Below are 12681 nucleotides of genomic sequence, written 5' to 3'. Positions count from 1 at the left end.
CATGGCAGAAGAAAATAAAGCTGCACAAACTAAATTTCTACCTGGTACTGATACTGAAAAGGGTGGTTTCCCAGAAAACTTTGTCAACAAGGTATTTATTGACATTGATCCAAAAATGAGCGATGCCGGTGACGTTGATTTAAACGACGTTACAACCGGTAAATGGGCTTGGGTGGCTTCAGGTATCAACAACAACACACCAAGTGCTAACGAAACTTCAACAAATGACGCTTACTACGACGGTGGCGGTTTTACTGAAACTGATGTTACTGGTAAACAAGTTCAATTAGCTATTTCAGGCTTTCGCAAGGTTGGTGACCCAGCTCAAGATTATGTTGACGGTTTGTTCTTAAAGTTTGGTACCGCTCTTAAGACCCGTGTTATTTGGGTAAAGAACAACTTACCAGTTATTTCAGAATGTACTATTTCTAATATTGTGCCTACTGGTGGTGCTGCTAATGCAAAGCAAACTTTCTCATTCAACATTGACTTCAACGGTCGTCCAAAGATTTTTGCTGGTCAATTAACTTTGAATCAAACCGCACAAGCCAAGGTTTATGCTGCAACTGTTGATACTTCAAAGACACCAACAGATGACCAACCAATTTTGCCAGCTATTATCAATGAAGAAACATCTTCAACTACTCCAAAGGTTGACGACAAGGGCACTGGAATCCATGCTTAACAATTATTTCTAGGAGGTCTATTAAATGAGCGTAATTTCTTTAGATAATTTCAAGAAGTTTAATAACGAAAAGGAATTGAAGTTCCTGGTATTGAAACTACTTGGAAGGTAACTTTTGACGACAAGTATAGAACTGAAGCAGCATTTGTCGCTTCAAAAATCGAAAAAATGTACAAAGAACAACAATCAAGCGACTTGGAAGACAAGTTATTGGCTATGACTGATAGCGCACGAAAAAAGGCACTTGAAAAGCAATTAGGCGATTACAAGGACGCATGTATTGAAGGAATTAATACTTTATTGCATGACGGAAAAGCCGGCCAACAATTGTATGACCACTTCGGCCACTCAACCGAAGTTTTGGCACAAATTATCGAAGCTATTAACGAAGCTGCAGATAAGACTTTAACTTTGGATAATGACCGTCAAGCTCTTTCAAAGTACGACGCAGAAAACTAGTGATTTATTATGCTAAGTTTAACGAAGAGCCCAACCACCGAAATGGCTTGGCACGGCAAAGTTTATAAAGTTAACTTGGCGTTTGACCATGTTTTGCTATTCCTTGAAATGCAAGAAGATACCAGTCTTGATGAATTTCAGAAGTTTCAGCAAACATTTAAGTTGTTTTTTGGTGAAAATGAAAGTTTGCCAAACGATCCTGACTTTTATGAAAAAGCTATGGAGCAAATATCTAAGGAAATCACGGATAGTCCTTATGGAACAACAGTAAAAAACGATGATGGAGGCGTAGAGACCACTAAGCAGTTCGATTACAAGCGAGATGCTGGTGCGATCTACGCTTCTTTTTTTGATCAGTACGGAATTGACCTGAACAAAGAACGGGGCAAAATGCACTGGTCTATTTTTAAGGCTTTGTTTGACGGTTTAGGGCCTAAAACATACTTTCAACGTATTTTGTCTATCAGGCAAGAAGACGCTTCAAAGATCAAAGACCCAACCGCTAAAAATGAACTTGTTCAAGCTCAAAACTACTACGCTGTTGACGGTGCAAAGACTGAAGAGCAATTGGAACAAGAAAGCCTTAACAGTGATTCACTTAGTCGATTGTTTGACAGCTTATTGGAGCAAGCAAAGAAAGGAGGTAACTAATTGGCTGACGGTACAATCACAATTGATGTTGATATTCAGAAAAATAAGGTTAAATCAGACGTTCAAGCAATCAATGAAGAAGTCAACAAAATTGGCAATAAAGCCGGTAACAAGCTAGATGAAAATTTAGATAAAAACCTAAATAAGGCCAAATCTAAGGCTAGCCAAACTGGTAAAGAAATTGATAGAAACTTAGGTAAAGACCATAAAACCAAAATAACGGTTGAAGATTCTGAAGCTAAGCACAAAGCTAATGAATTAAAGTCTGATTTGAATAAATTGCCTAAGGATCACAAAGTTAAGATTAATGCTGAAACTGGTGAGACTACTGAAAAAGTTGATTCAGTTAAGCATAAAATTAATCAACTTCCTGAAAAACATAATACTGAAATAAACGCCACGGATCACACCGAGGGCGTTTTTGCTAGGATCAAAAGTCACTTTGATAAGGTCAACGATGAAGGCAAAGAAACACACTCAATCTTTAAGAGTGTATTCAGTGCAAATATAGTTTCTGACGCTGTAAAAGGCGGATTTAGCTATATTCGTGGCGCATTGGGTGGAATGATTGGCGAAGCCAAGCAATATGCACTAGAACAACAAACTATGAACGCTACTTGGCTAACGCTTACTAATAGCGCAAGCAAGGGACGGGCTATGGTAAATCAAATTAATTCAATGGCGGCCGCTGCTCAAAACAGTACCCACATGGTTGACCAACTTTCTCAAAAGTTTTATGCAATTAATAACAGTGCGGAACAAACAGGAAAGTTAACTAAGGCTGTTTTGACATTGCAAGATGCGTTCGGTCAATCTGATGCAGCAGTTGAAAACTTTGGTACTCAATTTGCTCAAATGATGGCTAACGGTAAAGTTTCAGCTCAAGACATGATGTCTATTGTTAACACATTTCCTAAGTTGAAACCTATGTTGCTGGACTATGAACGACAAATACATCACGACAAGAATATGACTATGTCTGAAATGTCTGATCTTATGAGTAAAGGTAAGATTAAGTCTCAAGATATGATCAATGTTGTTCTTGAAGCTGGTAAGAAGTTTAAAAAAGCAACTGGTAACTTTACCGCTACTATTCCTGGTATGAAGCGTACTATTGACGCTCAAATGCCTAGATTATTGCAGTCATTTGAAAAACCATTTGTCAAAATGCAGAGCCCTATTTATGGTGCTGTTTCTAAGTGGGTATCAAGTAAGAAGACTGAAAATGAGTTCAGCAAGTTAGGTAAAACAGTATCTAACGGTATGAGCAGTGTTATTAAGGCGTTTAATCCTGGCAAGTCGGTCAATGTTACCAAAACTCTTGATAATGCTATCAACGGTATCGATAAAGGCTTGCAAGGTGTGTTTGGCTGGATAAGCGGACATGCTAAAGATCTTAAAACAATTGCTTCAAGTATTGCGTCCATTGGCGGTCAAATTGCTAAGGCCGTGTGGAAAGACTTCGCAAGTATTATCACTACGATAGGTAACATGTTTGGCTTAACCGCTAAAAACGGTAAAAGTTCAGCAAGTGCTATTCATGTTATTGCGGAATTTTTAAATCATTTAGCTAAAAACAAGCTGGCAATTCAAGCAATTTCTAAGGCTATAGTAGCTATGGCTGTTGTTAAAGGCCTTGACAAAGTCGGTGGCGGTTTATTTGCTATCGGTGAAAAAGGCTATGGTGCTTATAAGAAGCTAAAAGCACTTAAGGGTGGTCTTAAGGGCCTTAAACTTGCAGAAGAAGCAAGCAAAGGGGAAAAAGCTTGGTACAAGTTTGGTAAGAGACTATCTTCTTTACCTGAAATAGCCAAAAAAGCTGCTCGTGGTATTAAAAAGACTATGAACTTCAGCATGGGCAAGCGTCTAGCCGTTGGTGCTGTTTCAGGTGCAGCAGTAGCAGCTCCTGAAATTGTAAACGCCGTAAAGGATAGACACTCTGCAGATAAACGAAGTCAAGATATTGGCGGTGCCGTTGGTGCATTAGCTGGCGGTACGCTTACATCAATGATTCCGGTTGTTGGGCCTATGCTGGCACCAATTGGGGCTGTTATTGGTAAATATGCTGGACGTTGGGGCGGTCAAGCCGTCAACAACTTTACTAAGGGCTGGCAACGTAACAAGCCACCTAAACATTTTTGGAGTTTGGAGAACTTAGGCTATTCCGCTCACAATATGTGGAATGGCTTTACCAAAGGCGTAACCAACACAATTAAGTGGTTTAAGAAAAACTGGAAAGAAGTCGGCCTTTACTTTATTAGTCCGTTAGCTGGTGCTATCAACTCACTGTATAAACATAATCCTAAGTTTAGAAAGTGGGTCAAGGGCCTAGTTAAAGGCTTCAAAGAAGCATGGCACGGTGTAGGCAAGTGGTTCGGCAATATCGGTAAAGATATTAAAAAATCATGGCGTGGAATGACTAAATTCTTTAGCAAGTTAGGTTCTAACATGGCTAAAGGTTTAAAGAAGTCATGGCACTCAATGACTAAGTTCTTTAGTTCCATTGCTAAAGGCGTACGCAATGCCTGGCACAATATGACGGCTTGGTTCGGTCGATTAGGCCGGAATGCCGCTAACGGCTTGAAACGTGCATGGCGCAACATTGCCAAGTGGTTTAGTTCTATTTACCGTGGTGTGACAAGAGCATGGCACGGTTTAACTAGTTGGTTTACTAATTTAGGCTCTAATGCTGTTAAGGGATTCAAATCAGCATGGCACGGCCTTGTAAGCTGGTTCAAAGGTATCATTGACGGTATTAAGAATGCTTGGGACAACTTCTGGGACAAAATTTCAGGTCCTATCAAGTTTTTAGGCAAAGTATTCAGCGGTAAAGCGTCAATTGGTGGTATTCACTTTGCAAACGGTACTGATTGGCGTAAACGTCGTGATTTAACACCAGCTATCCTTAACGATGGTACAGATAGCCCGGCTACTCATAACCGTGAATCAATTATTCATGGTGACGGTAGCTGGGAACTGTTACCGGATATACCATTCTTACGGCGTTTCTTACTTCCTGGCGATGATGTTGTTAACGCAAAAGATACGGCAAACATGTTTAGCCGTGCTTATCATTTTGCAAACGGTACAGTTGGCCTTAACAAGTTAACTATTGATTTAGCTAAGCCTGATAAGGACAACTTAAACAAGATTTTAAGTACAGTAGTTAAGCAGTACAATCTTGATACTACTGAAGCTACTAAACGCCACCAGCGTGAACGAGATAAGGACGCAAAGGAACGAAAGCGGAACGCAACCGCAAAAAGTGGGAACGCTAAGGAACGCAAAGACAACTTCAAGTGGAATATTGATAACAAACGTCAAAAGGGCGACATTTTAATTGATAAGGGTCTTTTGACTGGTGCTCGTAAAGAGACTGGTAAACAAACTTGGATCAATGAAAAGCTCTTCAAACGTTTGATGTCATACACCAAGGCTAGACCTATCAAAGTAAGTAAGCATAGCCGTATTAGATACCGTGCTATTCCTGCTAAACGTGATGGTAAAGATTACCTTGTTGATAGTCATTGGTTGACTGGTGGCAAATCAAACACCGGTAAACTTGAAAAGATTACACGTGAAGGCTTCTTAAAGTTATTACAGTTCACTAAGAAAGAACGTAAATACAAACTTCCTAAAAAGAAGCGTAAGAAGACTGAACGCAAGAAGACAAGAAAACGACGTTCAAGTTCAAGAGAACGTGAAAGCAGATCATATTCAACTAGACGGTCAAGTTCACGTCGTAGTTACTCATCTGGTTCATATTCTATTGGCTCTGCAAGTTCTCGCATTAGTGCTAGTGTATCTGGTCTTAAAGAAGTTAGAGCGCTCTCGAAAGCTGTTAAGGCTATCAAGGGCAAAAAGGTAAAAATTTCAGCAAAGGCTAGTGGCACTAAGTCCGTTAAAGGTTTAGCAAAAGCTGTTAAGGCTATTAAGAGCAAAAAGCGCACTGTAGTTGTTAAGGCTAAGGGCACTAAGGCTCTTAAGTCGCTTTATAGAGCAACTAAGCGCATCAAAGGCTCAACTCATAAAGTAAGAGTTAAGACCTATGGTGAATCTGCTCTTAAATCACTAAGAAAGAATATTAGCGAAGTAGGCAAGACGGCCGAAAACCTAACTAAGACACTTAGGGGCAAAGGCAATTTTGCCAAAGAAATTGACAAGCTAGTTAAATCTAGTGATAAAGCTTTCAAGTCACTGCATTCAAATGCTACTAAGTCATTTAAATCAATGTGGTCACAACTTGAAAAGAACACTAGAAGTAGCGAACGATCAATTACTAACCAAACTAATGGATTTGCGGATAAGTTCAGAAAGCAATTCAGAAGTATTCAAAATGGTATTGAAAAATCATTCGGTCACTTCTGGAACTCAATGAAGTCTGAAGCTCGTAAAGGCCTTAATGGTGTTATTGGTGTATTAAATCAAGCAATTGGCAAGATTGATAATGTTGTTGGTCAATTCGGTGGCTCTAAGAGCGCTGTTCATAAGGTACAAGGGCTTGCAACCGGTACTGGTGCATTAGGTGGCGGTGTTCGTCGTCCTATTGTTTCACCTACCTGGGCTATTCTTAACGACGGTAACGATAGCCCCGAAACTGGCAACCGTGAAGCCGTTTGGAACAGATACACCGGCAATGTTGATGTAATTCAAGGTAGATTCACACCACGGTACATGAGGCCGGGTGAAGAAGTCTTCAATGCTACTGAAACTAAGGCACTTGGCTTAACTGTTCCTCACTTTGCAACTGGTACTGGTGCATTAAAAGAGCTTTACCATATCGCAAAGCACAACTGGGAAAAGCCAAAGCAAACAGGACAAGCTCTATTTAGCTCAATCAATGGCTTAAAGGGTGCTATTAATGCAATTGCTCAAGGTGCTAATGCTAAGGGCGAAAAAGCTGGCGTTAACTGGTGGTCTCAATTATGGAAGATGGTTGAAGACAAGGTTGACGACGATGATCTAGGCCCTGCAAGTGGTTTATTAAAAGCCGTTGAAAAATTAGGTAGAGGTACTACTTATAGTCAAGCTAGACGTTATGGCCCTGATTCATTCGACTGTTCAGGGCTAGTTTCTAAGGCTATGAACGAGTATTACCACAAAAATTGGGGTGCTTTAACCGTTGCTGGTTTGTGGCCTCATGCTCATAGAATTAGCAAAGAAGAAGCTAGACCCGGCGATCCTATTTTCTGGTTGCCTAACTATCATGTTGGTGTTTATGCCGGACACGGTATGTATTATTCAGCATTTAGTCCTAATGCACACCCTCAAGTTGGTATGCACTCAATTGCTGAATCAGTTCCAGGAGTAAGACCAACCTATGCTAGATTTAACGGAACTAACACCGAAGGCAATAAATCAGATAAAGACGTATCTGTTAAGGCTAACGGTAAGCTTCAGAAACAAATCAAAGGTCAAGTTGGTAAAGGATTTTGGCGTACAATTCAACGCATTGCGGATAAGTACGGTGAAAGCAATATTCCTGGTACAGCTACACCGGAACAAGCTAGACGAGTAATTGAAAGGGCTATGGATATTGCTGGTGTTTCTGGTTCTAACTGGCTTCACGGACTTGAAACAATTGCAGCGCATGAATCTAGTTTTAGAAACGTTGTTAACACTTGGGACAGCAATGCAAGGGCCGGAACACCTTCGGCCGGTTGGTTCCAAATGATCCAGTCAACTTTCGAGGCTAACCATAAACCTGGCTATAACAAGTGGCGTAATCCATTAGACCAAGCGATTTCAGCAATTAGGTATATCAAAAACAAATACGGCGGTATTAACAATGTACCTGGTATTGTTTCATTAGCTCACGGTGGCCCTTATAAAGCTACGCACGTGGTGGTATTGTTACTAATCCTCAAGTTGCTCTTGTTGGTGAAGGCAACGGCCCTGAAAGCATTATTCCGTGGGATCCAGCGCAACGTGATAGAGCATTAGATATTATGCTTTCAACCTTGACGCAATTTAAGGCTCAAGACGGTAAAACTCAACAGTTCCAACAACAAGGCCAACAAGTCGTGGACTTGTCTCAAACCAATGCTGAAATTCAAGTAATCAATGAGAAATTTGATCAGGCTTTGGCAGCACTAGGAATACTTACATCACAAAATGACGTGATCCAGGTAAATAACTATCTTGATAAGAACAAGATTGGTGAAGCTATGTTTAGCGTTATGAAGCGCTTAAACATGAGATCAACAAGAAATACGAGGTACAACATCAGTGGACATTAGAACTTATGACATTGTATTTCACAACCGAAGCTCAACGAGTTTCGGCTTGAAGGTGCTGTTTCCTTTTAACCCGTTGTCTCCAACACCTAACAAACAAATGCAGACAATACCCGGAAAATCAGGTGACTGGGCTGACAATAATCACACCTATGGGAGTGTAGAAACTCAAATTAATGCGGTTATTCATATGCCTAGACGCTACAACGATTGGGAACAGTTAAAAGGAGATATTGAAGATTGGTTATATGGTGATGAAGATTGGTTACGATTTAAAAGCGATTCAGATTATTTGTATCGTGCTCAAATTGTTACTGCTCCAGTATTTACACCTGTTAACTTTGAAAGAATTAACGCAACATTAACATTTCACTTTCAGCCATTTAAATATGATGCTGATTCAATTCATTGGGTGCCACTACCTAAAAGCGGTGTGGTAATCAATCCAGAGCCTGAAGTTGTGCGTCCTGACTGGCACATTAACGGAACGGGCTCTTTTTTGTTGAAAGTTAATGACATGCCGTATGAATTTAATGATATTGACGGTGACATTTATTTGGTTGGTGAAGAGGGTAACGCTTATTCATCTGATCCAACTAAGAGTTACTTAACTGATAATCTGCTAAATAGTCATTTGCGACTAGCTAATAATTCCACTCCTGAACTTCTTAGTGCTGGTAATGGTAATAATACAGTCACAATTGAAGCTATGAATGCAGATTCAAAACTAAATACTGCGGAATTTATACCAAGATGGAGGCGACTAGTTTAATGGCTGATACAACTGCGACGGTTGATGATACTGGTTACGATACCGGCCTAGATCGTGATGCGTCTGATTATCAAGACGTGCTGGACGCTCCAATTTTGTTAGATAACGCCGTAGATGATGATAGGACACAAGGAGTTTGTGTCCTTTTTGATTACAAAGAATGTAAGGTTACTTGGAATAGCAATCAAGTGCCTACATTGCAATTGATCTATCCAAGTTCCGGTAAGTTTGTTAGCAAATTACAAGCGGAAAAAGTGATTTTAGGTGATATTAACAGAATCCTAACTCACCAAAAATTTAGGATCACTGACGTGGTTAACACTGATCAGGACGTAACTGTTAATGCTACTCACATTTTGGGTGAGTACTTAGCTAAAAATCCTATCAAGGGCGAGAATATTACCGCTGCTAATGTTTCGGCTTCATATTTGTTAGGTCAAATCTTAGGCCACTTGGCTAAAGAAGTACCGGAAATTAACTATGATAGTGATGTTTCTAAAGTCGTTAACGTTAATATTGATACTTCAAGCACTGACGCTTTAAATGCTATTTTGGATCCAGACCAGCAAGGTGATAAGCCTGCTAACTCGGTATTAGCTCAATTTGGCGGTGATTTTTATTTTGATAACACAACTATCTATCATCGTGAAAATGCCGGCAGAGACACTAATATTACTGTTAAATACGGTAGTAATTTAAATTCTTACTCACAAGAAAAAAATATTGCCGATATGTATGTGGGTATTTATCCTTTTGCTAACTATGATCCAGGCCCAGCGCTTGCAACCGCTGATAACGTTGATTGGGCCGGAATAGCAAGTCAAGATACCACCAGTGTTGCTTCTGTTACTTATAGTGCAGCCGGTGGTGTTGATATTTACAGCGCACCAGTTAAAGGCGGTACTATAGTGGGTAGACTTAGCAACGGTGACCAAATTAGCTTGGGCAAACCTATTTCAGATGGTCAAATGGTAGCAAGTTCTACTAAGCCTGGTGCTCAATTGCAAGTTAACACGATTAACGGTGATCAATGGTACCCGGTGCTTAGCCCTATCATTGGTTGGATTGATGGCACATTCATCAACTTTGATAAAACTGGTGACTATGTAGTTAACAACGTTGTTGGCCACATTCATACTGCTATTTCATCATCAGGTGCTTTGATCAGATACCCAGTGAAAGGTACTGGTACAGTTTCTTACACTCAAGGTAATAAAAAAATTCATATTTATTACTCACCTGATCAAGGCCCAGGTCACTATCGACTTAAAGATAAGAATGGTAAGGAAAAAACCTTAAAGAATGGTCAAAAACTTAAATATACTCACGTTGAAAAAGATGAGAATGGCCACCTATGGTACAGAATAGGCCCTCACCAGTGGGTATATGGTGATCACTTCACTACTAACAAAGATGGTGACGTTCAAGTTTATGATTCTCAAGGCTATGGTCTAATTAAAAAAGATGCTAAAAAGTATTACATCAATACTAAGACCGGTAAGGTAACACAACCGCATGAACATTTAAGTATGACTGCTGCAAGAAAACAGCATAAAAAGAAATACAAATATGTTTATCGTGGTAAGGGTAAACATCGCAAACCATACCGTATTCCAAACCCAGATTATCAAGTTGGTAAGCCTTTAAAGCAAAAGCATAAGTATTACAACTTGAATTATGGTCAAGTTAGAGTTGGTGGTGTTCTTTACTACAAATTAAGTAATGGATCATACGTTAAAGCTTCAGATATTGACACTAAGGCTTCTAAAACTCGTAAACCTGATTCACCTGAAAAAATTATCAATCGTTCTACCCAAAATAATGGGAAGATTGAAATGTATTCAACACCATCTAAAGGATCGGCCGAAAACTGGTCTGTTCCTGCTGGTCAAGCGTTTGATATTACTAAGAGTGCTCAAGGTGCGGATGGTAAAACCTGGTATCAAATTACCTATGCCGGTCACACTGGTTGGATTCCTGCAGAATACACCAGTTCAAGCGCTGCTGAAGATTTAGAGCCTGAAGCACCTGATGACAGTCACAATTCATATGATGACAGTGATGATTCAGCAATTCCTACTATTGCAGATCAAACTGTTCATGTTGAATTAACTGATGATTTAGACGGCGTAGTTAATGGTGTTCTTTATCCTCAAGATATGACTATTCCACCTGAAAATACTCACATCATGAAGCTTGATATGAGTAATTATATTAAGCACAATGATCAGGATTTATCAGGTTTACAAGATGATGGTACTTATAAGGCAACCGCTGACGATATTCAGCAACTTTACTCTGCAGCACTCGGAGCATTGAAAGAATACGATATTGGGACAATTCCAATTAGTATGACTGTTTCTTACTCCGATTTAGATGGTACTAAGGCGGATTTACTAGCACTTAACATGTATGATCGTGTTAATGTTGATTTCTCTAAGTTTGACAAAATAGAACAAGGAAAAATAACTGGTACCGTTTGGTTGATGCGTGGCGAGGATAGTTGTTATGAATCAGTAACAATAGGTGATCCACCTAAGACTTGGCAACACTTGTTACTTGAACAAGCTGACAAACAAGCCGAATCACGTGTATCACGTTCAACCGGTCATATGACCGGGCTTTTATCAAGATTTGATCATATTCTTCAAGAAGAGGGCTCTAATCGTATTGCCGGTGAAAGAAAATTGATGGACGATTTAGGTTTGATCCAACACCAAGTGGATCAAAACGGCCACGATATTGCTACTCAATTGGTTAAAACTAAAGACTTTGAAAATCGAATGAAAGAAATTCAAAGTTTTGCCAATGATATAAAAGATTGGGTAACTAATGGAGGTTCTGGTGTTATTCAAGCCGTACCTAACTGGCAAGAACCTACAATGCTGACAGCTTCAACCGGTAACGGCGGTAAGATGGCGTTTTCTGGTAACGGTTTAGTCTTTTATGATGCTAATGGTAATCAAGAACCACGTGCCGGTATGGATTCCGAGGGGCGTATATATGCAGATGCTATTAAAGCCGGAACTATTGAAGCCGTTAATATTAAAAGTTGTCTTGTTGAAAGTGCACTTACCATTGGTACTAGTGGCGGATCAATGAACGTTTACATAGGTACCAACAATCCTAGATCAATCTTAAATCCGTGGAAAGGCGGTAATGTTATCTGGGCTATGTCTGATAATTACCAATCTATGATGAGTTCCGGTCAATTTGCTACGACTGACGGTAACAATTACACACGTGTTCACCCCTCCGCTATAACCGTTGGCGATGACATGAACGAAGTCCTAACGCAAAGAAACTTTGCGGCTCATGCTTACAGACGTATTAAATCGTGGGTAAGGCTTTGGATAGCTGACTGGATAACCATAAACAACAAACGTCATACTATTTGGAAAGGTATAGATAAAGGCGCAGACATGGGTAAGTTACGTAATTTAGCTGGTCAAGGAAAAGCAGATTACTCCTATGAGCCTGGGAATGATGACGATTATGGTACTGATTCTTATTCTGGCGATGGCGATGGTGAAGACTTAGGATACTTCACAACACCTGAAGATATGCAAAACTTTGCAAACCAAGTCAACTCACAAATTTCTGACATGAATAATCAATTGAGTAATATTGCCCAAAACTCCGGTGGTAGTTACGATCCTGGATCAGGAACTATTACAATCAATCCAAACTATACCGACTCAACAAGCGGAATGCTCAATTTCCACGAAGCATATAATTTGGGATTGGCAAACAATGCTAACGGTAACTACCCTGAGTCTTTGGGAACTACCAAATGGGGCAACGATGGTAATGTTTATGTACTTAAAGTTTATTCAGCAACTGGTAGAGCTCACTGGTATAGACAAGGATGGAGTTAA

At 39.8% G+C, this 12681-nt stretch carries 7 protein-coding genes; all 7 read left to right on the top strand.

Translation table 11 applies throughout. The features are described 5' to 3' along the window. The first annotated feature begins 1 nt into the window (after nt 1). Nucleotides 2-685: a phage tail tube protein gene (locus JCM1039_RS10795; protein WP_025014920.1), complete on the top strand. Its 684-nt coding sequence runs from the start codon at nt 2-4 to the stop codon at nt 683-685. A gap of 168 nt (nt 686-853) precedes the next feature. Continuing rightward, nucleotides 854-1144 carry a hypothetical protein gene (locus tag JCM1039_RS10790; protein WP_244438042.1) on the top strand — a complete coding sequence of 97 codons (291 nt, stop codon included), beginning with the start codon at nt 854-856 and terminating at the stop codon, nt 1142-1144. 9 nt (nt 1145-1153) lie between these two features. Further along, on the top strand, nt 1154-1795 hold the full coding sequence (locus JCM1039_RS05140; protein WP_025014919.1) for a Gp15 family bacteriophage protein: 642 nt from the start codon (nt 1154-1156) through the stop codon (nt 1793-1795). Then, nucleotides 1796-7738 (top strand): tape measure protein, encoded by a 5943-nt coding sequence (locus JCM1039_RS05135; protein ID WP_025014918.1) that lies wholly within the window; start codon nt 1796-1798, stop codon nt 7736-7738. Nucleotides 7739-7743: 5 nt separating this feature from the next. Then, nucleotides 7744-8034: a hypothetical protein gene (locus tag JCM1039_RS05130; protein ID WP_025014917.1), complete on the top strand. Its 291-nt coding sequence runs from the start codon at nt 7744-7746 to the stop codon at nt 8032-8034. A 73-nt stretch (nt 8035-8107) separates the two neighbouring features. Then, nucleotides 8108-8803, top strand: coding sequence for a phage tail protein (locus JCM1039_RS05125; protein ID WP_244438041.1), 696 nt, complete (start codon nt 8108-8110; stop codon nt 8801-8803). Continuing rightward, a complete protein-coding gene (locus JCM1039_RS05120) occupies nt 8803-12681 on the top strand; it encodes a phage tail spike protein (RefSeq protein WP_025014915.1) in 3879 nt (1292 codons plus the stop codon). Before JCM1039_RS05125 ends, JCM1039_RS05120 begins: the two co-directional genes overlap by 1 nt.

Source organism: Lactobacillus kitasatonis DSM 16761 = JCM 1039 (assembly GCF_000615285.1).
Taxonomy (GTDB): domain Bacteria; phylum Bacillota; class Bacilli; order Lactobacillales; family Lactobacillaceae; genus Lactobacillus; species Lactobacillus kitasatonis.
Note: the sequence above shows the minus strand (reverse complement) of the source record. Positions and strands in the feature narration are given on the sequence as shown.